The following is a 21,618-nucleotide window of genomic DNA, read 5'->3' on the forward strand; positions in this document are numbered from 1 at the left end:
TTACTCTTTTCCAGTGACGCTGACTGCCCCACCACGGTTGCTCTTCGTGCACGCCCACCCGGATGACGAGAGTCTCTGGACCGGCGGCACCATCGCGCGCTACGCCTCCGCGGGCGCGCACGTCACCGTCGTCACCTGCACGCTGGGCGAAGAGGGCGAGATCATCCCGCCCGGGCTGGCGCACCTCGCCGCCGACGCCGCCGACCAGCTGGGTGGATACCGCGTGGGCGAGCTGAGGACAGCCTGCGCCGCACTCGGTGTGACGGACCACAGGTTCCTCGGCGGCATCGGCCGCTGGCGCGACTCCGGCATGGTCGACGTGCCGTCCAACGCGAAGGCGCGCGCGTTCGTCCAGGGAGCACTCGAAGACCAGACCGCCCAGCTGGTCGAGATCCTGCGCGAGGTCAAGCCACAGGTCGTCGTGAGCTACGACGCGTTCGGCGGCTACGGCCACCCGGACCACATCCGCGCGCACGAGATCACGGTCGCCGCGTGCGCCCAGGTCTCCGACGTCGAACGGGTCTTCTACGCCGTGACGTCCCGCGACGCCACGGCCGCCGGTGTGGCCGGGCTGGAGAACGTCCCCGAGGCGTTCCGGCTCCCCGAGGCGGGTGAGCTCCCGGTGACCCCGGATGAAGAGATTACAACGGTTGTCGACGTGTCGGAGCACCTGGCGGCCAAACGGCGCGCGCTGCGGGCACACTCGACGCAGGTCAGTGTGTGGGACGGCGGGTACGCGTTGTCGAACGACATCGCGCAGCCGCTGGTCGGTGCCGAGTACTACGTGCTCGCGAAGGGCTCACCCGAGGGTGCGGCCACAGATCTGTTCGGAGGACTGGGTGGTGACAGGTAGCTGGCGAGTCGTCTTCCTGCTGCTTCTGTGCGTGGAGGCAGCGGTGCTCGCCGTGCTGGAGACGATGTTCCTGCCGCTGCGCTTCGACGGCACGCTGCTGCCGGAGCTGGGCGACTGGCCGTTCCCGATCACGATCGTCGTGGCGGGCGTCACGACGCCGCTGCTGGTGATGTGGGCCGCCGGGCTGTCCCGGCGGGTCCTGACCGCCGCTCTGCCGCTGCTGGTCTGGTTCTTCACGCTGATGGTGTTCGGCTACCTGGAGCCGGGTTCCAACAGCAGCGCGCCCGTCCTGCTGCTGCAGGACTGGCGCGGACTGCTGCTGCTCGCCGCGGGCGCGTTCCCCGGCGCGGTGTCCGTGGGTGCGGTGATGGCGCGCAACGCGGCGAACCGGCCGGGCCTCTACGAGACCGCCGGGATCCAGTAGCGGTAGCGGTGGTGCTCGGAGCACCCGAGCTCCTCGTACAACCTGATCGCCGGCTCGTTGTGCTCGGCCACCTGCAGCGCGCACGTCGTGGCACCCTGTTCCAGGCCCCAGCCCGCCAGCTCGCCCATGAGGCGCCTCGCGAGGCCCTGGCGGCGGTGTGACGGCCGCACGGCGAGCCGGGCGACGTGCAGCACGTCCTCGACCACGGCGCCGCGCACGGCGGCGATCACGGTGCCCTCGACGGTGAGGCTCGCGAAGCAGACGTTGCCGCCGCTGCCGAGCACGTGCCGTTGTGCGGCGGTGACCTCGGATCCGGCCGTCAGTTCCCACCATCCGGGAAGATCACGACTCTCGGCTACGCCCTCCGCGAACTTCTCCAGCGGCCCGGTCATCACCAGTGACTCGGCCCCTCCCGGATGATCCAGATCCACCCGCCAGCCTGCGGCTTCGACCGCGGCCTCGGGCGATGAGCCGTTGACCACATGCGCCGTGGGTTTGATGCCGTGATCGCGCGCGAACGCTTGAACGGCCCTCAACGCCTCTGGGATCGGCACCCCGGGATCACCGCAGGTCAGCGTGCTGTTGGCGCGGCCGGTGAAGCCCTCGGCGGCGCGCATCAACCAGTCTCCTAGCGGAACTTCTGCCAGGGCGGGCCATGCTCGCGCGCAGAGACGTTCCAGGTGATCCACGGTGTGCACACGTCCATCTTGGCTACGTTGGCGAGAGGTTTTCCGAGTAGCCGTGAGGACGTGTCACATCGCACAGCTAAGGCAAGCCTGACCGGGTGATACTCGAACGTGCCGCGTACTCTCCGGCTTGCGCGGTGTGACCAGATGAAGTTGGAGAGCGCAGTGACTTATGTGATCGCCCAGCCGTGCGTGGATCTGCTCGACAAGGCGTGCATCGAAGAGTGCCCTGTCGACTGCATCTACGAAGGCGACCGGATGCTCTACATCCACCCCGACGAGTGTGTGGACTGTGGCGCGTGCGAACCGGTGTGCCCGGTGGAAGCCATCTACTACGAGGACGACGTCCCCGACGAGTGGAAGGACTACACCAAGGCGAACGTCGACTTCTTCAACGAGCTCGGCTCGCCCGGTGGCGCCTCGAAGGTCGGCAAGGTCAGCGCCGACCCGGAGTTCGTGAAGGTCCTCGCGCCGCAGGCCGAAGGGCATTGATCATTCGACACAGGGGCCCGGCGTTGCCGGACTTCCCGTGGGACCAGCTGGCAGACCACGCGGCCCAGGCGCGCAAGCACCCCGGCGGCGTGGTCGACCTGTCCGTCGGCACTCCTGTCGACCCGGTTCCCCCGGTGATCCAGTCCGCGCTGTCGTCGGTCGCCGACGTTCCCGGCTACCCGACCACCCACGGCACTCCTGAGCTGCGCGCGGCCTTCGTCGCCGCGGTGGAGCGCCGGTACGGGATCGCCGGGCTGTCCGCGGACGCGGTGCTGCCCACCATCGGCTCCAAGGAGCTCGTGGCGTGGCTGCCCACCCTGCTCGGCGTCGGGCCGGGCGACGTCGTGGCCGTGCCGGCCGTCGCGTACCCCACCTACGAGGTGGGCGCGCTGATGGCCGGGGCCGAGGTCGTCCGCCTCGCCGACGGGGAAGCACCGCCCGCCGGCACGAAGCTGGTGTGGCTCAACTCGCCGTCGAACCCGACCGGGCGCGTGCTGTCCGCCGGGCAGCTGCGCGACGCCGTCGCCGCCGCCCGTGCCGTCGGCGCGGTCGTGGCGTCCGACGAGTGCTACCTGGCCCTGCCGTGGGACTCCTCGCCGGTGTCGGTGCTGCATCCGTCCGTTGTGGACTCCTTCGACGGCGTGCTCGCGGTGCACTCGCTGTCGAAGTCGTCGTCGCTCGCGGGCTACCGGGCCGGGTTCGTCGCCGGTGACCCGGAGCTGGTCACGGGTCTGCTGGAACTGCGCAAGCACGCCGGCATGATCGTGCCGCGGCCGGTGCAGGAGGCCATGCGCGCCGCCCTGGAGGACGACGCGCACGTGGCCGAGCAGCGGTCGAGGTACCTGGCCCGGCGTGAGGTGCTCAAGCCCGCGCTGGAGGCGGCCGGGTTCACCGTGTCGCACTCCGAGGCGGGGCTGTACCTGTGGTCGTCACGCGATGAGGACGCCTGGGAGACGATCTCCTGGCTGGCCGAGCGCGGCATCCTCGCCGCTCCCGGCACGTTCTACGGCCCGGCGGGGGCGAAGCACGTGCGAATCGCCCTCACGGCGACGGACGAACGCGTCGCGGCAGCCGTGGAGCGGCTCAAGGCTTGAGGGCCGACCACACCCGGCGCGTGAACTGGTTCGGTGGCACGGCATCCGTCGTGAGCCGGACCGACGTGCTGATCTCCTCGCCGCTCAGGCCGAGGCCCAGCACGAGGTGCCAGTGCAGGTCCCAGAGGTCGGCGAACGAGTCCAGTTCCACGTCGGCGTCCGCGCTGACGTGGAGCACGGCCGGTTCCGCGACGCGCACGACGCGTTCGACGGCCCGCACGTCCCGCGTGTTGGTGCGGAAGCTGAACTGCAGGTCGACCGTCGCGAGGTCGAGCCCGTACGTCGCGTACGAGTGGCATCTGTGGTGCGGCAACGACAACGGCTGGTTCGTCTCCAGGTAGAGATCGCCCTCGAACCGCAGCGTCGGCGAGTGCTGGCTCAGCGTCGCGCGGGCGCTGACGAACTCCCAGCCGGGCATGTCGAGCTTGGGCACCAGCAGTTCCAGCACCTCGCCACGGCGCGCTGACCGCGTGCGCTCACCCGAGCGCCACGGGATTTCCCTGCTGTAGGGCTCTTTCTTCGTGACGAACACGTACGGCGCGTTGTCGGTCTGCAGGCTGAGAACGACGACCGTGCGGTTCCTCGCCCAGTCGAACGCGACGGTGGTCAGGCCCGGCGCGACGCCGTCGAAGTGGCTCTCGACCCGCGGCCACCAGCTCGACAGCTCCTCCGCCGGGGCGCCCTTGACGTAACGGCCCTTCTCGTCGACCCCGACGATCCACATGGCCTCGGACCCGCGGGCGGCGTTGCACAGCGCGGCGATCTGGCGCGCGGCCTTGCCGTGGTCGACGGGCCACTGCGTCTTGAACTCCACGAAGGAGTCCTCCGACTGCGCGCCCTGGAGGGCACGCTCGATGGCAGCGCGAGCGTTCAACTCGAGTCGCTGTTTCAGCACGTGCACCTCCTTCCGGTGAGAAGGGCCCAGTCTGCCTTCGCAGACCGGGCCCGGACACCGAGTTCCTGTGTCAGTCGTTCGCGTGCAAGGCCGCGTTCAGTTCGACGCCGGTGCCCTTGCGGGCCAGCACCCGGACGGCGCCGGTCACGGAGTCCCGGATGAACAGCAGGTTCGATTGTCCGCTCAACGACACCGCCTTGACGACCTCGCCGTCCGGAAGCGTGACCTTCGTGCCCGCGGTGACGTAGAGGCCGGCCTCGACCACGCAGTCGTCACCGAGCGAGATGCCCAGACCGGCGTTCGCGCCGAGCAGGCACCGCTCGCCGATGCTGATGACCTGCTTGCCGCCGCCGGACAGGGTGCCCATGATCGACGCGCCGCCGCCGACGTCCGACCCGTCGCCGACCACGACGCCGCCGGAGATGCGGCCCTCGACCATCGAACTGCCGAGCGTGCCGGCGTTGAAGTTCACGAAGCCCTCGTGCATGACCGTGGTGCCGGACGCGAGGTGGGCGCCGAGGCGGACGCGGTCCGCGTCACCGATGCGGACGCCGGACGGGACGACGTAGTCGACCATGCGCGGGAACTTGTCGATGCTGTAGACCGTCACCGGCCCCCGCAGGCGCAGCCGGGTGCGGGTCTGCTCGAAGCCGTCGACCGCGCACGGGCCGTGGTTCGTCCACACGACGTTCGTCAGCAGGCCGAACATGCCGTCGAGGTTCGCGCCGTGCGGCTGGATCAGGCGGTGGCTGAGCAGGTGCAGGCGCAGCCAGATGTCGTAGGTGGTCTCCGGGGCGGCGTCCAGGTCGATGACGACCTTGACGCCGACGACCTCGACGCCGCGTTCCAGGTCCTCGCCGAGCAGTTTCGCGGCGGCCTCACCGAGCGCCTCCGCGATCTCGGCGGACGACACGCGGACGGTGCCCGGCTCGCCCGCCTCACCGAGGGCGGGGGACGGGTACCAGGTGTCGAGGACGGTGCCGTCCGGGGTCACAGTGGCCAAGCCGATGCCGTATGCGGTGCTCACGGGTACCGAGCTTAGTCCGACGGCAGAGCCGTGACCGTGTGGTGGGGACGTGCGGCGGGCAGTGTGATCAGGCCGCGAGGGTCAGTCCGGGACCTCGGCGCTGAAGTACAGCGAGCCCAGGTCGCCGCGGGTGGCGATGAGAGCCTCGTTGCACTTCGACTGGCGCGCGTCGGTGCTCGAGACGTTGTCGACGCGGACCTCGCCGCACTGGTGCGCCTCGAAGTCGCCCACGGCGGTCATCAACCGGGGCAGGACCTCGCTGACGTCCTGCTGGACCTCCTTGCCCCGCAACGATCCGTCGAGCAGCCGGGTCATGGTGCCGACCTCCTCGACCCACGCGGCGCAGTCGGCGGGGGTGAAGCTGTGCTGCGAGCCGCAGGGTGCCGTGAACAACGTCCGGATCTCGCCGCACTGCCGGCCGCAGGCGGCGGGAGCCTCACCGCAGCCGGTGGCCATGAGCAGCAGGAAGATGACCAGGAGTGTGCGCTTGATCACGCAGCGCACGGTATCGGCTGAACGGCCCAGCGCCCAAGCCGCCTGAGTAGGGTGAGCCGGTGTCCGACACCCTTGATCTCCACGCCGACCCGATCGACCTGACGACTTCGCTGGTGGATGTCCGCAGCGTGTCGGGGGAGGAGGCGGAGATCGCGGACCTCGTGGAACGGTCGCTCCAGCTCCACGCCCCCCACCTGGAGATCACCCGATCAGGGAACGCCGTGCTGGCGCGGACGAACCTCGGCAGGGAGCGCCGGGTCGTGCTCGCCGGCCACCTCGACACCGTGCCGATCAACCAGAACTTCCCGAGCCGCCGCGAGGGCGACGTCCTGCACGGCTGCGGCACCGTCGACATGAAGGGCGGCGACGCGGTCATGCTCGCGATCGCGGCACTGAGTGCGGACGCGCGCCACGACCTCACGTTCGTCTTCTACGACTGCGAGGAGATCGAGGCCGAGCGCAACGGGTTGACGCGCATCCAGCGAGAACTGGAGGAGTGGCTGCGCGGTGACCTCGCGATCGTCTGCGAGCCGTCCAACGGCACGGTCGAGGCCGGCTGCCAGGGCACGATGCGCATCGAGATCCGCACGTCGGGCAAGCGCGCGCACACCGCCAGGGCGTGGATGGGCGAGAACGCGATCCACGGCCTGGGCGAGGCGCTGCGCAGGCTGGAGGCGTACGTCCCGCGCCAGCCCGAGATCGACGGCTGCCACTACCACGAGGGCCTGCAGGCCGTGAAGATCAGCGGCGGCGTCGCGGGCAACGTCGTGCCGGACGCGGCCGTGCTGACCGTCAACCACCGGTTCGCGCCGGACCGCACCGTGGAGCAGGCCGAACAGCACCTGCGCGAGGTCTTCGAGGGCTTCGACGTCACCGTCACGGACTTCGCGGCCGGCGCGTTGCCCGGCCTGAACGCTCCGGCCGCTGAAGAGCTGGTGCGGGCCGCCGGCGGCACCCCCGTGGCCAAGCTGGGGTGGACCGACGTGGCGCGGTTCGCTGCTTTGGGGATGCCCGCGGTCAATTTCGGGCCGGGTGATCCGACGCTGGCGCACACCCAGGAGGAGAACGTGCCCGTCCAGCAGATCACCGAGTGTTTCGCCGTGCTTAAGCGATTTCTGTTGAGCTGATCACTAGAATCTCAGTGATGACGGAAGAGAAGAAGAACGGCGCCGTCGACGAGCGCCCCAGTGAGAAGCAGCGCGGCCCCGTCGTGGAGCGGCGTGATCGCAAGGACGACCGCACGACCACCACCGACCAGCGGCTGCTGGACTCCCGCGGCCCCTCCGACTGGGTGCACACCGACCCTTGGCGGGTGCTGCGCATCCAGGCCGAGTTCGTCGAGGGCTTCGGCGCACTGGCCGAGGTACCGGCCGCGGTGACGGTCTTCGGATCGGCGCGCACCGGCCGTGACCACCCGGAATACCAGCTCGGGCGGGATTTGGGCGCGGCGCTGGCCGAGGCCGGGTTCGCGGCGATCACCGGTGGTGGGCCCGGTGCGATGGAGGCGGTCAACCGCGGGTGTTCGGAGGCCGGTGGGTTCTCCATCGGGCTCGGCATCGAGTTGCCGTTCGAGCAGGGGTTGAATCCGTGGGTCGATCTCGGGGTGAACTTCCGCTACTTCTTCGTGCGCAAGACGATGTTCATCAAGTACTCGCAGGCCTTCATCTGTCTGCCGGGTGGGTTCGGGACGCTTGACGAGCTGTTCGAGGCGTTGACGTTGGTGCAGACGAAGAAGGTCACGAAGTTTCCGGTGGTGTTGTTCGGGACCGAGTACTGGCAGGGGCTTTACGACTGGATCCAGAGTTCGGTGCTGGCTGGGGGGAAGGTCGGGGAGAAGGATCTTGCTTTGTTGCATCTGACGGATGACATCGATGATGCGGTTCGGGTGGTCAAGGATGCGCACAAGGCTTGGGCGGACGCGCATTAACTGAGTGCGCGGGTGCTGTTGCGTGCGGGTTGTCGCGTTCCAGCGGGGTTGGTCGCGTCCCTGGGGCACGGTTGCCTTGCGAGGGTGCTCGCGCGGGTCATGACGGATCAAGGGGCCGCGATTGGGGCTTGACCTTGAGCCTCTGGCGGGATGCGTAGACGGCCGGAAAGGCCGGGCTGAGAAGCGCCCGGCCGTGCCCGTGAGGGTGGCATCCCGCCCCCTCAAGGTAAAGCCCCAATCGCCATGTGAGGTGCCTACCGGTACCCATGGATGAGCAGGTTCAGACGGCTCGCTTCGCATCGCCACGCCAGGACTCGTAGATGGACGGCTTGCATCGCTGGCTATCCGGTTGGCACCGCGCGCCGGGCCTCGCCCGAGGTCGGCTTGCGTTGGCGAGTGCGGGTGATTGCGCGCGCCGGGCCTCGTCCGAGGTTGGCTTGCGTTGGCGACTCCGTACCGATTGATCACAAGAAGTGGAAAGCTCAGACCGTGTACATCGCTGTTTACTGCGGAAGCCTCGCCACCGTCCCCCAGAGCTACGTCGACCTCGCCGCCGAGGTGGGGCGCCAGATCGCCGCGCGCGGCTGGCACCTCGTCTGGGGTGGCGGGCAGACGTCGATGATGGGTGCGGTCGCGCGTGAGGCGCGGGCCGGTGGGGCGCACACCTACGGTGTCATCCCGAAGGGGCTCGCCACCAGGGAGATCGCCGACCGCGACTCGACCGAGCTGCACGTCGTCGAGACGATGCGCGAGCGCAAGAAGATGATGGACGACAAGGCGGACGCGTTCCTGACGTTGCCCGGTGGGATCGGTACCGCCGAGGAGTTCTTCGAGGTGTGGACCGCCGGTGTGCTCGGCATGCACGGCAAGCCTGTGGTGTTGCTGGACGTCGACAACCACTACAAGGGGCTTGTCGAGTGGCTGACCGAGTTGCGGGACAAGGGATTTGTCTCGCACGCCGCGTTGAAGTCGCTGATCGTCACGGACGACGTGTCAGTTGCTCTTGACGCTTGCGTCGTCTAGTCCCTTGGCCTGAGCGAGGAGTTGGGTCTCCGGCAGGAGGTCCGGTAGTGGGCGGTACGGCGTCGCCGTCACCTCGAACCGCTTGCCGGACACCACCCTGCCCTGCCAGGAGCCCGCGATCTCGCCGTCGACCAGGATCGCGCCGCGTCGGCCGAGGATGCGGAAGATGTCCTTCTGCGCTGCCTTGTCGGGCAGGAGGAGGTCCCGGTCGCGGGCTTGTAGATACGGGTCGGTCGGGGGGAGCAGGCGGACGGCAGGGGGTTCGGCGTCGGCGATCTCCAGGTCCTCCGGCAGCCAGGCCTTCTGGCCGTCCACGGTCACCTCGGTCAGGCCGTCCTTCGGCCAGCGCTTCTTGACCTCCCGGGTGCTGCTGCCGAAGTAACTGGCCACTTCGGACGGTCCGGCCGGGCCGTGCAGGGTCAGGTAGCGGTGCACCAGTTCGTCGAAGCCCGCTGTCTTGCGCGGGACGCCCGGCCAGCCGTGGATGCGTTCGAACGTCACGGTCTTCTCCTCCGGGATGATCCGGAGGCCCGCCGGCAGTGCGCCGAGGCGGAAGATCGGGTCGCTCACGTGTTCGGTCTCGCAGCCCCGGCACGGTTCGATCGTCTGCTTCGGTGCCAACGGGGTCAGCGCCTTGCTCACCTCGCCCTTGGTCATCGGCTTCGTGACGATGGACCGCATGGCGGTGGCGATGTGGCGCAGCGCGTCCAGCAGATCGTCGACCTTCGGGCGGGCCGCTCGGGCTCGGGCGTCGGCGTCGCTCCACGGCCACAGCGCGCGGGAGAACGCTTTCAGCTCGCCCGCGCGGTGCAGGTGCGGGGCACCGCGTACGGACCAGGTCACGACGAAGTCGTCCACCTTCGGTTCCGCCAGGCGGGCGGCGAGACTCAGCAGGGCCGAGCCGGAGGTGTTGTCCTGGACGCCCAGGGAGAACACCGCCAGCTCGGCCGCGTCGCTGATCCGCCGGTCCAGTTCGTGCTGGTGGATCCGGTGGAGGAGCACCTGCTGCCGGGTGAGGTCCACCCGCACATTCTTACGCCTTCGGAACCGTGAGGCTCGACGGTCCGAAGGTGACGGTTGAGCCGCGAGTCGATTCCGTGAGGTATCGCGGGTCGACCGTGTCGATCACCAGTGCGATCCGGTTGCCCGCGCCGACGTTCCACGCGGTCGGTTCGAGTTCCACGTCGAGCGTCTGCGTGCGGCCCGCGCCGGTCACCTTGACCGGCTTGTGCGTGATCAGCGCGCCCAGGCCGAGCGGGCCGACCTCGTACAGGTACGCGAACAACGTCGTCGTCTCCGCGCTCGGCGTGACCTGCAGCTGGAGCTTCGGCGTGCCGGCCAGCGTCGCGCCGCGCGGGTACTGCGGGCCGCTCCACACGCCCGCGACGTTGCGGTCGACGAACGGCAGGGACACCCCGGTCGGGATGTTCAGGAACCCTTGCAGCGCACCGGAGAGCAGGAGCGTGCCGCTGTCCGCGACCGTGCCCCAGCCCGCGTGGATCTTCCTCGGGTCGAGCCGCACGGTGTCCGCGTTGGCGTCGGGCCACGCGCCGAACGTCCGCCACGCGCCGCCGTTGTTGGGTTTGAGCCGCACCGGCTGCTCGGCGTCGATGCCGTTGGCCGTGCCCTTGACGTAGCGGTCGAACCAGCGGCCGACCGACTCCCAGATCTCGTTGGGCAGCCCCGCCGCGCCGAACAGCTCGGCGGTGGCGTGGTCACCCGGCGAGAGCATGAGCCGCTTCGGGCCCGTGAGCCTGCCGTAGAAGTCCGCGATCTGGCCCGGCGCGAAGATGCCGTCGTTCCAGGCGTTGCCGAGCATGATCGCGGTGCCGTTGGCGTTGATCTGGGCGATCTTGGATGCTGCCGAGCGCTCCGCGGAGATCGGCACGACCTCCCAGAACCTGCCGTCGCGGTAGGCGTCCTCGGCCTCGACGAGGACCGGGCCGGGACGTCCGGTGGCCTTGCCCGCCGCGAGCAGGACCTCGACGGCCTGCTTGTTCACGGTGCTGTTCGGGTAGAGCGAGCGGGCCAGGTCGGTCCACGTGCTCAGCGCCGCCGCGGCCTTGATGCGCCGGTCGCTCGCCGCCGCCAGCAGGGACTGCCCGGCGCCGTAGGAGATCCCGGCCGCGCCGACCTTGGTGCCGTCGGCGTGCGCGTTCGCGATGGCCCAGTCGATGACTTTGCTGACGTCACCGACGGTGTCGGGCCCGGCCACGTCGATCTGGCCGCCCGAGTCCCAGAAGCCGCGGCTCGTGTAGCTGACCACGACGTACCCGGACTCCTTGGCGAGCTTGGCCGCCGCGCCGACGTACTCGATGTTGGGAACCGACCAGCTGGACGGCATGACGAGCAGCGGGAACGGGCCGCCGCCCTGTCCAGTCGGCTCGACGACGAAGGCCTTCAGGACCGTGCCGCCGACACCGGGGATGGACCGGTACGAGATCTGGTGTCCCGGGGCCGCCGTGGCGGCGACCGGAGCACCGAGCAGGGTGGAGAGGAGTACCAGGACTAGAACAAGTGACCGTCGCACTCTGGTCCTCCTTGACCATGACGTAGATCACACAGGGTTGCTACTGGGGAGTAAAGCAGGTTGCTACTCGTGGGTAGCAAGAGGCTGTGAGCCAGGTCACCGTACTGGCAGGTGTCTACGCTGGGTGGCGTGAACCGATTCCGCGTCACTGAGCTGCCGAAAGACCGCGTGCTGGTCGTTGCGCATCTGACCAGCGCGGACGCCCTGGCGCGGGCGATGGAGGCCGGTGCCGACGTCGTCGAGTTCGACGGCGAGCTGGAATTGCCGTCGCTGTCCGAGGCGTTGGAGGTGGTGACGATCCCCGACGGCGACGAGGACTTCACGCTGGCGGCTGCCACAGTCGCTGCGATGTCCGGAGCACGCGCCGTTCGTGCGACTGACGTACGGCAGGCGAGGAAGGTCGTGGAGATGGTGGCGAGCGTGACGGGGACCCGTCCGCCGGCCAGGGCGATGCGGGCGCTCGCCTGATGCTGCCCTCCGTCGAAGCCTGGTTCGCCTCGCACACCTGGCAGCAGCCGTCCTGGACCGTCGAGGAACTGGTCGCGTCGAAGCGCGGCCGGACGGTGTCCGTGGTGCTGCCCGCGTTGAACGAGGAGGAGACCGTCGGGGCCGTGGTCTCCGTGGTCCGGCCGTTGCTCGGCACGCTCGTGGACGAGCTGGTGGTGATGGACTCCGGTTCCACCGACCGCACGGCCGAGGAGGCCGCCGCCGCCGGTGCGCGGGTGGTGCTGCGCGAGGACGTCGTGCCGTGGCTTCCGCCGTTGCCCGGCAAGGGAGAGGTGCTGTGGCGGTCGCTGGCCGCGACCTCCGGGGACCTGATCGTCTTCCTCGACTCCGACCTGGTGGACCCGGAGACCGCGTTCGTCACGGCGTTGCTGGGGCCGTTGCTGCTGGACGGCGGTGTGCACCTGGTGAAGGGGTTCTACCGGCGGCCGTTGCGGCTGGAGAGCTCCGGCGGTGGACGGGTGACCGAACTGGTGGCGCGGCCGTTGCTGAACACGTTGCGGCCCGAGCTTTCCGGTGTGGTGCAGCCACTGGGTGGCGAGTACGCGGCCACTAGGTCCTTTTTGGAGTCAGTGCCCTTCGCGGCCGGGTACGGCGTGGAGATCGGGTTGTTGCTGGACGTGCACCGAATGCACGGGCTTTCCGCGCTGGCACAGGTGAATCTCGGTGTGCGCAAGCACCGGAACCGGTCGTTGCTGCAGCTCGGGGCGATGTCGTCGCAGATCATGGGGACGGCGCTGGCCCGGTGCGGGGTCGCTGCGGAGTCGGGGCCGTTGACGCAGTTCGTGCAGGTCGGCGGCGAGTGGCTACCCGACTCGACCGACGTGCTCGTGGCCGACCGGCCGCCGATGATGCACGTGGTCGAACAGGGCTAGCTGCTCTTCGCGGTGCGTCACGACCAGGGCGGTGCCCTGGCAGTGGTCGAGGACCCTGGCGAGCACGCGGTCGGCCTGCTCCGGGTCCAGGCCTTCGGTGGGTTCGTCCAGGAGCAGGACCTCCGGGTTCGCCAGCACCGACCTGGTGAGGATCAGGCGTTGCCGCTGGCCGCCGGAGATCTCCTCGCCGCGTTCGCCGACGACCTGGTCCCAGTCGAGGTCCAGTTCGGCGATCTCGGCGGCACGGTCGAGTTCTTCTTGTGTGGCATCGGGTTTCGCCAGCAGGACGTTCGTGCGGACCGTGGTGTGGAAGACGTGTGCGTCGGCCAGCGCGCCCTTGCTGGGTTCGAGTTCGCGGGCGAGGGCGTTGAGCAACGTGGTCTTGCCCGCGCCGCTCGGACCGACGATCGCCGTCTTGCCGTTGAGGCTCGGGGCTTGCGGGGTGTGCGCGGGCTCGGGTTCGTCGGTGGGTTCCGGCAGGGGCCTGGTGAGGGCGGCGAGCGGGATGGTGATCTCGAACGTGGCGACGGCGGCCATGATCAGCCAGGCGGGTTCGTGCTGGGCGAGCAGGAGCAGAGCCGTGCCGAACTGGACGGCGATCGCCAGCGGGGTCAGGTCATGCGTGCGTTCGGCGCGGGACAGCTCCCTCGCGGTTCTCGTGGCGGTGCGGAGTTTCTCGTCGAACAGACCGTAGGCGATGAGTTCTTCTTTGCTGTGGACCAGTTCCGTGGTTTGTTCGGTCAGCCTGGCGCGCAACGGGGTGAGGTCGCGCGGGTTGCGGATCGCGAGCCACGGGAGCAGGACGAGGTTGATCAGCAGGCCCGCGACCAGCGGCAGCGAGAAGCCCGATGCCGCTGTGACGACGGCGCCGACCAGGGCCGCGGTGATCCACGGGAGGGTGGCGCGGAGCCGGGTGTCGAGGTGCTGGTCGACGTTCGTGACGATGCGGGTCAGGGCCGTGCCGGACGGGACGTGCCTGCGGTGCACGAGGTCGTCGTAGACCTTGCCGCGCAGTTCGACGGCCTCGCTGAGCACCGCTCTGTGGCTGGTCAGGCGTTCGAGGTAGCGCAGGGCGCCCTTGGCGAGCGCGAGGGTGCGGACCGCGACGATCGCCACGGTCAGCGCCTGCATCGGCGGGTGCTCGGCGGCGCGCATGACCAACCACGTGGCGGTGGCGGTGAGGCCGATGCCGGCCAGTTCGGCGAGGGTGCCGATGAGGATCGCGAGTCTCATACCCGGACCACCCTGTCGACCTCGCCGAGCAGTGCCGGACGGTGCGCCACGATCACGGCCGTGCGTCCTCGGGTGAACTCACGTGTTGCTTCCAGCACAAGGGACTCCGTCTCCGCGTCGAGGTGTGCGGTCGGTTCGTCCAGCAGGAAGAGCCCTGCCTGACGCCGGTCCAGGGCGTTGGCCAGCGCGACCCGCTGCTGCTCGCCGGACGAGAGGTTCGCCGGGACGAGCGTGGGGCGTTGCGCCACCCACGACAGCGCGGCCAGCCATTGCCGCTGGTCGATGTCGTTCAGGTCGACGCCACCGACGGTGATGCGGCCGTGGTCGGGCCGCACAAAACCCAGCAACAGCCCCAGGATCGTGCTCTTGCCCGCGCCGCTCGGACCGATCAGCGCAATCCGGTCACCGGGCTGGATGCGCAGCGAGAAGTCGTTGAGGCTGCGCACGCTCACGCGGTCGAACACGATCTCGGCGTGGGCGAGGTCCGGTGGTGCCTGGCCTGTTGTGTCCTTGTGCGCAGGGACTTTCGCGAGCACCTCACGGCCCTGAGCGCTTGCGTGGTACTGCGCTCCGGCGGCGCGGAGTGGCAGAAAGGCTTCCGGGGCGAGGAAGAGCACGAGAAGTGCGGTGTGCAGCGGCACTCCGCCGTCGAACAGCCTGAGGCCCACCGGCACGGCGACGAGCGCGACCGACATCGTCGCGACCAGCTCCAGCACGAACGCGGACAGGAACGCGATCCGCAGCGCCGACATCGTCTCGGTCCTGTGCCGCGCGGCCAGCTCGCGGACGGTCGCCGACTGCGCCTCGGCCCGTCCGAACGCCCGCAGCGTGCCGATTCCCTTGACCACGTCGAGGAAGTGGCCGCCGAGCGTGGCCAGCGCGTCCCACTGACGGGCCGTGCGTTCACGGGTGTGGGCGCCGACCAGCGCGCCGAAGATCGGGATCAACGGCAGCGTCGCGAGGATCGTCAGGGCCGCGGTGAGGTCGGCGAACGCCAGCCTGATCACCACCGCGAGAGGCACGGCCACGGCGAGGACCTGCTGCGGCAGATACCCGACGACGTACGGCGTCACGTCGTGCACGCCCCGCGTGACCAGCGTGGCGACCTCGCCGGCCTTGGTGCCGGGCTCGCGCAGGAACGCCTCCCGCAGCCGTGTGCGAGTGCGTTCAGCGGCCCGGTGCGCCCACGCGCGGTGCAGCCACCACACCAGCACCCTGGCGCCGATCACCAGGCCCAGCAGGAGGAAACCCGTACCGCCGCTCAGCACCGACGCCAGGAGCTCGGCCTGCGCCAGCACCAGGAACGGGATCGGGATCAGCGCGAGGAGATGGCGACGATCGACCATTGCAGCACCACCACCAGCGGGATGATCGGGATCGCGACCCACGCGAGCAGGCTGAGGGTGTCGGAGTGGGCCATCAGGCCGGTGACGTCGATCGAGCTGAACGCCAGCGGGATCGGCAGCGCGCACAGTGCCGCGGTGACCGGGAACAGTTTCCAGCACCGGTTCTGGAACACCCAGCCGTGCACCGCGAACAGCACCGGCATGACGAACGCGACGGGCCACGGTGCTTCGAGCAGATGCGCCAGGAACAGCCCCCAGCCCACGGACACCATCAACGCGCCCATGAACACCAGCCACCACCAGAGCCGCAGCTGCACGGCCGCCATGAACAGCACCAGCCCGGCCAGGAGCAGCGTGAACGTGCTGTGCGCGCCGGAGAGCAGCTCGCCTTCGAGTCGCGGGAACGCCGCGAACAGCACCCCGATGGCGGCGACCAGCCACACCTCGTTGCCCAGGAAGAACGGGTTCACGAGACGAGACGTCTCGTCTCGCGTGTGGGCATGAGGCAAGGTGAAGGGAATTCTGCGAGACGAGACGTCTCGTCTCGGCAGGGCCAGTAGCAGGCCCGAGCCGTAGTCGAAGCCGGCCAGCGCGAAGTACCCGACGGTGAGAACACCGAGCACGGTCAACCAAAGAGCTTCCATCAGAGCGTCACCACCATCGGCGAAACGGGAGCCGGCGCCACGTCCGGTCCACGACGGACCGCACGTGCGATCAACGCCCAGTCCACACAGGTCAGCACCACGAACAGGAACGTGAACACGACGAGCGACAACAGGATCTGTGAAGCGTCCACATGCGACACCGCGTCCTCGGTCCGCAACAGGCCGTAGATCAGCCACGGCTGACGCCCGATCTCCCGGAACATCCACCCGAAGATCGCGGCGACGAACGGCAGCGGTATGCCGATCACCATGAGGTACAACGGAAAGCGCATCCGGATCACCGCGTCCTTAAAGAGCAACGGCAGCGTGAGCCAGCTGACCGCCGTCAGCACCATGCCGATAATGATCATGAACCCGAGCGGTGCGCCGATCCACTGCGCCGCCTCGCTCTTGCCCGGCTGGTACCGCGCGATCACCGGGAACTGTGCGAACCCGGCGCCGATCAACGCCGGCGTGGCCAGGGCCGTCGTCACCACGCCCATCCGCAGAGACCGGCGGAAGAAGTCGGCCTCGGGTGTCCGCTTGATGAAGTGGTACGCCGAGACGCCGGTCAGGAACACGCCGCCGACCGTGATCGACGCGAAGACCACGTGCGTCAGCGCCGAGGTGAACGTCGGGTTGGTCAGCAACGCGCCGAAGTCGTCCAGTCGCAACACGTTCCCGTCGACCCGGTAGCCGACGGGGTGCTGCAGGAACCCGTTCGCCGCCATGATCCAGAACGCCGACGCGAACGCGGTCAGCGCCGTCAGGTAGAGCAACGCGAGGTGCAGCCAGCGGTTCAGCTTGCCCCAGCCGAAGATCCACAGGCCGAGGAACGTCGACTCCAGGAAGAACGCGATCAGCGTCTCCAGCGCGAGCGGCGCGCCGAACACGTCGCCGGCGTAGGTCGAGAGGCCCGACCAGTTCAGCCCGAACTGGAACTCCATCACGATGCCGGTGACGATTCCCAGCGCGTAGTTGATCACGTAGATCCGGCCCCAGAACCGGGTCATCCGCTCGTGCACGGGCAGTCCGGTGATCGTGAACCTCGTCTGCATGACCACCAGCAGCGTGACCAGGCCCAGCGTGAGCAGCACGAACAGGAAGTGGAACGACGTGGTCGTCGCGAACTGGAGGCGGGCGAGGTCTACTGCGCTCATGGCGCTGAAGGTATGTGTAGCGGACCTACTTATTAAGGCCTGAAAGCGCATCTCAGGGGGATCTCAGGGCAGACCCTGACCGAAGATTTCAGGGGTCACGCCGAGGGCCTGGATCCGTAGACTCGCTACCCATGAAGCCCGACGCGATCCGCGGCCACCTAGACGCGTTGCTGCTGGCGACGCTCGACGGCAGGCAGTTGCACGGCTACGCGATCATCGAGGCGTTGCAGCAGGGCAGCGGGGGTGCGCTGGACCTCCCGACGGGCACGGTCTACCCCGCGTTGAGAAGGCTGGAGCGGGCGGGGCACGTCACCAGCGACTGGAGCACGGTCGGTGGTCGCAAGCGCCGCACCTACAAGCTCACGCAGGCAGGACAGCGGGCGTTGAGCGCGGAACGCAACGCGTGGCGCGAGTTCACGACGGTCATCGACGGGGTGCTGGGAGGTGGTGGCACATGGGCGCAGACGTGATCGAGCGGTACGTGACGGATCTCGGGTCACGGTTGCAGGGCTCGCGCAGGCAGGTCCGCGACCTCCTCACGGAGACCCGCGACAGCCTCACCGACGCCACCGAGGCGCACCTCGACGACGGGCTGACCGAGGCCGAGGCCCAGGAACGCGCGGTCGAGGAGTTCGGGCCGGTGCGCGAGATCGCGCACGAGTACCAGGCCGAACTGGCCGTCGCGTACGGCACGCGCACGCTCGTCTGGCTCGCGATCGTGCTGCCGCTGATGCACATGGCGTGGGAGTACGGCCGGATGCTGCTCATCGGGCCGTGGCAGGACTTCGGCACGATGCCGCCGGCCTGGTACCTGTTCATCGCCCAGGCCAACGACCTGACCAGCGGCATCGCGTCCGGTGTGGCGTTGGTGGCGTTGATCCTGGGCCGGATCCTCGCCCGCAAGTACGACACGAGGCTGCTCGCCAAGGTCGGTGCGGGCGTCGCGGTCGTGGCCGTGGGCACGGTTCTGCTCGGCAACATCTCGATCATCCTGGCGACCGCGCACCTCGACGCGGCCCGGCTGGTGCAGTCGGCGCCGATGCTCGTCGCGACCCTGATCAGCTGGATCGTGATCATTCGGTTCGGTCTGCTCGCTCGCCGCTGCCTGAGCTGTGCCACGATCGTCGCGTGACCAACGCCCTGATCTACCTGATCGTGATGATCGCCGTCGCGGCAGTGGTGTTCCTGCTCGCGGCGTTGGTGTTCGGGCGCGGCGAGGAGCTCGCGCCGCTGCCCCCCGGTGCCTCGCCCACGCGGCTGCCGTCCGACGAGATCACCGCGGCCGACGTCCGCGAGCTGAAGTTCCAGCAGGTCTTCCGCGGCTACAAGATGACCGAGGTCGACTGGGCCTTGCAGCGGCTCGCGACCGAGGTCGAGACGCTGCGGGCGCGCGTCGCCGAACTGGAGCGACTGGAGACCAGTGAACACGGATCTTGAGCTGACCGTCGAGGTCGCTGCACCGCCCGACACGATCTTCCGGGCCATGAGCGACTGGGAGCGCCAGTCGGAATGGATCTTCGGCACCACCGTGAAGGTCGTCGAGGGCGACGGCAAGTCGGTCGGCAGCGAGATCGACGCCGTCACGTTCGGCGTCTCCGACCGGATGCGGATCACGCGCTGGGACCCGCCACACGCCGTCGAGGTGCTCCACCTCGGCAAGGTCGTGAAGGGCACCGGGGTGTTCGCCGTGCGCGGCAGCCGGTTCGTGTGGAGCGAAAGCCTCGACGTGCCGTTCTTCTACCCGGTGGTGAAACCGCTCTTCGTCTTGATGCTGCGCCGCTCGCTGCAACGCTTCGCCCGCTTCGCCGAGGGGTACCGGTGATCGTTCGCTGTCCGTGGGGCGACTCGACGCCGGACTACGCCGACTACCACGACACCGAGTGGGGCGTGGAGCTGCACGGCACGCCCGAGCTCTACGAGCGGATGTCGCTGGAGGCGTTCCAGTCCGGGCTGTCGTGGATCACGATCCTGCGCAAGCGGCCGGCGTTCCGGGCCGCGTTCGGCGACTTCGACCCGAAGCTGGTCGCGGAGTTCGGACCGGCCGACGTGGAACGGCTGATGGCCGACGCGGGCATCGTCCGGAACCGGCTGAAGATCGACGCCGCGATCCACAACGCGCGGCTGATCGTCTCGGAGGACGTCGACCTGGACGCGCTGCTGTGGTCGTTCGCACCGGCTGATCACGTGCGCCCGGCGACGTTCGCGGACGTGCCGGCGATCACCCCCGAGTCCAAGGCGATGGCCAAGGAACTGAAGAAGCGCGGCTTCAAGTTCCTCGGCCCCACCACCTGCTACGCGCTGATGCAGGCGACCGGCATGGTCGACGACCACATCTCGACGTGCTTCCGGGCTACTAGCGCCCGCTGAACTTCGGCGCCCGCTTGTTCACGAACGCGTCCACGGCTTCGCGGTGGTCCTCGGTCGCGCCGCAGTCGGCCTGGGTGCGGCGCTCGGCCTCGAGCGCGTCCTCCAGCGTCCCGTCCGCTGCCGCGGCCAGCGCTTCCTTGATCTTCGCGTAGGCCGTCGTCGGCCCGGCGGCGAGCTTCGCGGCCAGCAGGTGCGCGGTGGCCTGCAGTTCGGCGTCCGGCACGACCTGGTTGACCATGCCCACCCGCAGCGCCTCCTCGGCGCCGACGGGCTGCGCGAGCAGCATCATCTCCATCGCGCGGCCGTGGCCGATCAGCCGCGGCAGCGTGTACGACGCGCCGGAGTCCGCGGTCAGGCCGACGTTCGCGAAGGCCATCAGGAACTTGGCCGACTGGCCCGCGATGCGCAGGTCGGCGGCGTAGGCGAAGGACGCGCCAGCACCCGCCGCGCTGCCGTTGACCGCGGCGATCACCGGCTTCGGCATGCCGATCAGCTCTCGCACGATCGGGTTGTAGTGCTTCTCGACCGTGTGCAGCGGCGCGGGATCACCGGCCTGCAGCAACCCGATGTGCTCCTTGAGGTCCTGGCCCGCGCAGAACGCCCGGCCCGCACCCGTGATCACCACCGCGCGCACCGACTCGTCCGCCGCCGCCTGCTGGAGCGCGGCGAGGAACGCCTCCTTCAGCGTGACGGTGAAGGCGTTGAACGACTCGGGGCGGTTGAACGTGAGCGTGCGCACACCATCGGCGTCTTCGACGAGGAGCTCGGACACTGGACCTCCATCAAGCAGTGGAAACGTTGCGCACCGGCCGCAGGCACTCGTCGACGAAACGACTCGTGCCCGGTGCCAGCCGCAGTGTCTGTTCGTCGAAGAACGACGCTGCCGCGTGCCCCGGCCAGCCCGGTGGCAACAGTTCAGCAGGAAGACCGGGATCGCGGAACAGGAACTTCCGCCACGCGTGCAGCAGCTGCTGTGACGCGGCGAACGCGGCCGCGTCGTCCGTTTCGTCCACAACGGACACCGTCTCGTGCCAGTGCGCGACGAACGCGGCGTAGTCCCGGCCCAGTTCGGCCAGGTCCCACGCCTTCGCCGCGAGCTCGGCGTCCTCACCGTCGTGTGAACCGTGAAAAGTTCGTGCGGCGACTTCCTCGGCGGCGAGCACGTCGGTCAGCTCGGGCGAGGGCCGGGGAGCGATCCACGTCACAGGGCCGAGCGCGCCGTAGCCGAGCAGTTGGAGTTCGGAGGCCAGGTGGTCGCGCGAGTCGCGGCCCGGCATCTCCTCCAGCACCACCACGTGCCAGCGACCGTCCCACGTGGACGGCCCGGTGCGGTAGATGCGGGCAGCGGCCTCGTCGAGCCGCCGTTCCCCGCGCGGTGTCATCGCGTATCCGGGCCCGTCAGGCAGCCGTGACGGCTGCAACCAGCCCTGCCGGACCGTACGGGACACCGCCGTGCGCACGGCCGGCGCGGCGAAACCCAGGGGCTCCAGCAACCGGACGAGCGCGGCGATGGTGGCGGCGCCACCGCGTTCGCGGAGGTGGCCGCCGTAGACGTCGAAGAGCGCGGAACGGGCTCGCACCCTGCCCAGTCTGTCACGCCGCGCCCGGCGCCGTGTCCTGCCCGCCGAAAGTGTTGCGTTGCCGTGAAAACGGGTATTGATCAGGCACAAGTCAAGATCGACAACTGTCACCCGAACTCGCCAAAAGATCGGTTCGGTTTCGCCCCTGAGTCGCGATAGGGGAGAATGGAGCAGATCCGGCCTGGCCGGACGGGGAAGATGTTGACGGAGGGAGCACGCGATGGCGGCCATGAAGCCCCGGACCGGCGACGGTCCCCTCGAGGTCACCAAGGAGGGACGCGGCATCGTGATGCGCGTGCCGCTCGAGGGTGGTGGGCGCCTTGTCGTCGAGATGTCGGCGGACGAGGCCAGCGCCTTGGGCGACGCGCTGAAGGCCGCCGCCGGCTGAGGCACCCGGCGAGGAAGCAGTGTTCGAGCCCCGGTTTCCACAGTGGAGACCGGGGCATCGCTTCGTTCTCGCCCC

At 69.2% G+C, this 21,618-nt stretch carries 27 protein-coding genes; 15 read left to right on the forward strand and 12 right to left on the reverse strand.

The genetic code is table 11. The features are described 5' to 3' along the window. Positions 1 to 13: 13 nt before the first annotated feature. Positions 14 to 853, forward strand: a complete 840-nt coding sequence (gene mshB / locus IEY88_RS29995; RefSeq protein WP_189158237.1) for an N-acetyl-1-D-myo-inositol-2-amino-2-deoxy-alpha-D-glucopyranoside deacetylase — start codon at positions 14 to 16, stop codon at positions 851 to 853. Beyond that, positions 843 to 1,277 carry a hypothetical protein gene (locus IEY88_RS30000; protein WP_229693895.1) on the forward strand — a complete coding sequence of 145 codons (435 nt, stop codon included), beginning with the start codon at positions 843 to 845 and terminating at the stop codon, positions 1,275 to 1,277. The genes mshB and IEY88_RS30000 overlap by 11 nt, the downstream gene beginning before the upstream one ends. Here the strand turns inward: IEY88_RS30000 and IEY88_RS30005 are convergent. Beyond that, positions 1,253 to 1,975: a GNAT family N-acetyltransferase gene (locus IEY88_RS30005; protein WP_229693896.1), complete on the reverse strand. Its 723-nt coding sequence runs from the start codon at positions 1,973 to 1,975 to the stop codon at positions 1,253 to 1,255. The genes IEY88_RS30000 and IEY88_RS30005 overlap by 25 nt on opposite strands. A 153-nt stretch (positions 1,976 to 2,128) precedes the next feature. On the opposite strand from IEY88_RS30005, the gene fdxA reads away from it, so the two are divergent. Both fdxA and dapC read left to right on the forward strand, forming a co-directional pair. Then, a complete protein-coding gene (gene fdxA / locus IEY88_RS30010; protein ID WP_030480843.1) occupies positions 2,129 to 2,455 on the forward strand; it encodes a ferredoxin in 327 nt (108 codons plus the stop codon). 2 nt (positions 2,456 to 2,457) lie between these two features. Beyond that, positions 2,458 to 3,549: a succinyldiaminopimelate transaminase gene (dapC, locus tag IEY88_RS30015; protein WP_229693918.1), complete on the forward strand. Its 1,092-nt coding sequence runs from the start codon at positions 2,458 to 2,460 to the stop codon at positions 3,547 to 3,549. Here the strand turns inward: dapC and IEY88_RS30020 are convergent. The 3 genes from IEY88_RS30020 to IEY88_RS30030 all read right to left on the reverse strand — a co-directional run bounded on the left by IEY88_RS30020 (position 3,539) and on the right by IEY88_RS30030 (position 5,966). Then, complete coding sequence (locus IEY88_RS30020; RefSeq protein WP_189158241.1) at positions 3,539 to 4,444, reverse strand: hypothetical protein; 906 nt, start codon at positions 4,442 to 4,444, stop codon at positions 3,539 to 3,541. The two genes, dapC and IEY88_RS30020, sit on opposite strands and share 11 nt — an antisense overlap. Positions 4,445 to 4,514: 70 nt before the next feature. Further along, entirely contained in the window at positions 4,515 to 5,471 is a 957-nt protein-coding gene (dapD, locus tag IEY88_RS30025; RefSeq protein WP_189158242.1) for a 2,3,4,5-tetrahydropyridine-2,6-dicarboxylate N-succinyltransferase, read from the reverse strand. A gap of 81 nt (positions 5,472 to 5,552) precedes the next feature. After that, a complete protein-coding gene (locus tag IEY88_RS30030) occupies positions 5,553 to 5,966 on the reverse strand; it encodes a hypothetical protein (protein WP_189158243.1) in 414 nt (137 codons plus the stop codon). 59 nt (positions 5,967 to 6,025) lie between these two features. On the opposite strand from IEY88_RS30030, the gene dapE reads away from it, so the two are divergent. From dapE to IEY88_RS30045, 3 genes are all read left to right on the forward strand, one after another. Further along, complete coding sequence (gene dapE / locus IEY88_RS30035) at positions 6,026 to 7,093, forward strand: succinyl-diaminopimelate desuccinylase (RefSeq protein WP_189158244.1); 1,068 nt, start codon at positions 6,026 to 6,028, stop codon at positions 7,091 to 7,093. A gap of 17 nt (positions 7,094 to 7,110) precedes the next feature. Next, positions 7,111 to 7,893, forward strand: coding sequence for an LOG family protein (locus IEY88_RS30040; protein WP_189158245.1), 783 nt, complete (start codon positions 7,111 to 7,113; stop codon positions 7,891 to 7,893). 489 nt (positions 7,894 to 8,382) lie between these two features. Continuing rightward, positions 8,383 to 8,916 carry an LOG family protein gene (locus IEY88_RS30045; RefSeq protein ID WP_229693899.1) on the forward strand — a complete coding sequence of 178 codons (534 nt, stop codon included), beginning with the start codon at positions 8,383 to 8,385 and terminating at the stop codon, positions 8,914 to 8,916. Here IEY88_RS30045 and IEY88_RS30050 read toward each other — a convergent pair. Together IEY88_RS30050 and IEY88_RS30055 are read right to left on the reverse strand one after the other, a co-directional pair. Further along, the gene (locus tag IEY88_RS30050; RefSeq protein WP_189158247.1) at positions 8,887 to 9,939 is read right to left on the reverse strand and encodes a winged helix DNA-binding domain-containing protein; all 1,053 of its coding nucleotides are present in this window, start codon (positions 9,937 to 9,939) and stop codon (positions 8,887 to 8,889) included. The two genes, IEY88_RS30045 and IEY88_RS30050, sit on opposite strands and share 30 nt — an antisense overlap. Positions 9,940 to 9,949: 10 nt before the next feature. Continuing rightward, positions 9,950 to 11,446 carry a CocE/NonD family hydrolase gene (locus IEY88_RS30055; RefSeq protein ID WP_189158248.1) on the reverse strand — a complete coding sequence of 499 codons (1,497 nt, stop codon included), beginning with the start codon at positions 11,444 to 11,446 and terminating at the stop codon, positions 9,950 to 9,952. A gap of 129 nt (positions 11,447 to 11,575) precedes the next feature. Here IEY88_RS30055 and IEY88_RS30060 point away from each other — a divergent pair, with 129 nt between their 5' ends. After that, positions 11,576 to 11,914 carry a hypothetical protein gene (locus tag IEY88_RS30060; protein WP_189158249.1) on the forward strand — a complete coding sequence of 113 codons (339 nt, stop codon included), beginning with the start codon at positions 11,576 to 11,578 and terminating at the stop codon, positions 11,912 to 11,914. After that, positions 11,914 to 12,825: a glucosyl-3-phosphoglycerate synthase gene (locus IEY88_RS30065; RefSeq protein ID WP_189158250.1), complete on the forward strand. Its 912-nt coding sequence runs from the start codon at positions 11,914 to 11,916 to the stop codon at positions 12,823 to 12,825. Before IEY88_RS30060 ends, IEY88_RS30065 begins: the two co-directional genes overlap by 1 nt. Here IEY88_RS30065 and IEY88_RS30070 read toward each other — a convergent pair. Genes IEY88_RS30070 through IEY88_RS30085 form a run of 4 tightly spaced genes read right to left on the reverse strand, consistent with a single transcriptional unit; the run spans position 12,757 to position 17,208 of the window. After that, a complete protein-coding gene (locus tag IEY88_RS30070) occupies positions 12,757 to 14,058 on the reverse strand; it encodes an amino acid ABC transporter ATP-binding/permease protein (RefSeq protein ID WP_189158251.1) in 1,302 nt (433 codons plus the stop codon). The genes IEY88_RS30065 and IEY88_RS30070 overlap by 69 nt on opposite strands. After that, positions 14,055 to 15,404, reverse strand: coding sequence for an ABC transporter ATP-binding protein/permease (locus IEY88_RS30075; RefSeq protein WP_189158252.1), 1,350 nt, complete (start codon positions 15,402 to 15,404; stop codon positions 14,055 to 14,057). Before IEY88_RS30075 ends, IEY88_RS30070 begins: the two co-directional genes overlap by 4 nt. Beyond that, positions 15,374 to 16,048, reverse strand: coding sequence for a cytochrome d ubiquinol oxidase subunit II (locus IEY88_RS30080; RefSeq protein WP_189158253.1), 675 nt, complete (start codon positions 16,046 to 16,048; stop codon positions 15,374 to 15,376). The genes IEY88_RS30075 and IEY88_RS30080 overlap by 31 nt, the downstream gene beginning before the upstream one ends. Further along, positions 16,048 to 17,208, reverse strand: coding sequence for a cytochrome ubiquinol oxidase subunit I (locus tag IEY88_RS30085; protein WP_189158254.1), 1,161 nt, complete (start codon positions 17,206 to 17,208; stop codon positions 16,048 to 16,050). The genes IEY88_RS30080 and IEY88_RS30085 overlap by 1 nt, the downstream gene beginning before the upstream one ends. Before the next feature lie 131 nt (positions 17,209 to 17,339). Here IEY88_RS30085 and IEY88_RS30090 point away from each other — a divergent pair, with 131 nt between their 5' ends. The 5 genes from IEY88_RS30090 to IEY88_RS44510 are packed head-to-tail and all read left to right on the forward strand — an operon-like array spanning position 17,340 to position 19,575. Continuing rightward, the gene (locus tag IEY88_RS30090; protein ID WP_189158255.1) at positions 17,340 to 17,678 is read left to right on the forward strand and encodes a PadR family transcriptional regulator; all 339 of its coding nucleotides are present in this window, start codon (positions 17,340 to 17,342) and stop codon (positions 17,676 to 17,678) included. Beyond that, positions 17,663 to 18,340, forward strand: a complete 678-nt coding sequence (locus tag IEY88_RS30095; RefSeq protein WP_189158256.1) for a permease prefix domain 1-containing protein — start codon at positions 17,663 to 17,665, stop codon at positions 18,338 to 18,340. The genes IEY88_RS30090 and IEY88_RS30095 overlap by 16 nt, the downstream gene beginning before the upstream one ends. Next, positions 18,337 to 18,645, forward strand: coding sequence for a DivIVA domain-containing protein (locus tag IEY88_RS30100; RefSeq protein ID WP_189158257.1), 309 nt, complete (start codon positions 18,337 to 18,339; stop codon positions 18,643 to 18,645). Before IEY88_RS30095 ends, IEY88_RS30100 begins: the two co-directional genes overlap by 4 nt. Next, positions 18,629 to 19,030 (forward strand): SRPBCC family protein, encoded by a 402-nt coding sequence (locus tag IEY88_RS44505; RefSeq protein WP_373294209.1) that lies wholly within the window; start codon positions 18,629 to 18,631, stop codon positions 19,028 to 19,030. The genes IEY88_RS30100 and IEY88_RS44505 overlap by 17 nt, the downstream gene beginning before the upstream one ends. Beyond that, complete coding sequence (locus tag IEY88_RS44510; protein WP_229693900.1) at positions 19,027 to 19,575, forward strand: DNA-3-methyladenine glycosylase I; 549 nt, start codon at positions 19,027 to 19,029, stop codon at positions 19,573 to 19,575. Before IEY88_RS44505 ends, IEY88_RS44510 begins: the two co-directional genes overlap by 4 nt. Here the strand turns inward: IEY88_RS44510 and IEY88_RS30110 are convergent. Together IEY88_RS30110 and IEY88_RS30115 are read right to left on the reverse strand one after the other, a co-directional pair. Next, entirely contained in the window at positions 19,562 to 20,347 is a 786-nt protein-coding gene (locus tag IEY88_RS30110) for an enoyl-CoA hydratase-related protein (protein WP_189158259.1), read from the reverse strand. The genes IEY88_RS44510 and IEY88_RS30110 overlap by 14 nt on opposite strands. 10 nt (positions 20,348 to 20,357) lie before the next feature. Next, positions 20,358 to 21,155: a PaaX family transcriptional regulator gene (locus IEY88_RS30115; protein ID WP_189158260.1), complete on the reverse strand. Its 798-nt coding sequence runs from the start codon at positions 21,153 to 21,155 to the stop codon at positions 20,358 to 20,360. A 220-nt stretch (positions 21,156 to 21,375) separates the two neighbouring features. On the opposite strand from IEY88_RS30115, the gene IEY88_RS30120 reads away from it, so the two are divergent. Beyond that, positions 21,376 to 21,543 carry a DUF3117 domain-containing protein gene (locus tag IEY88_RS30120; RefSeq protein ID WP_065914675.1) on the forward strand — a complete coding sequence of 56 codons (168 nt, stop codon included), beginning with the start codon at positions 21,376 to 21,378 and terminating at the stop codon, positions 21,541 to 21,543. Positions 21,544 to 21,618: the final 75 nt, after the last annotated feature.

It is taken from the genome of Lentzea pudingi (assembly GCF_014646255.1).
Taxonomy (GTDB): domain Bacteria; phylum Actinomycetota; class Actinomycetes; order Mycobacteriales; family Pseudonocardiaceae; genus Lentzea; species Lentzea pudingi.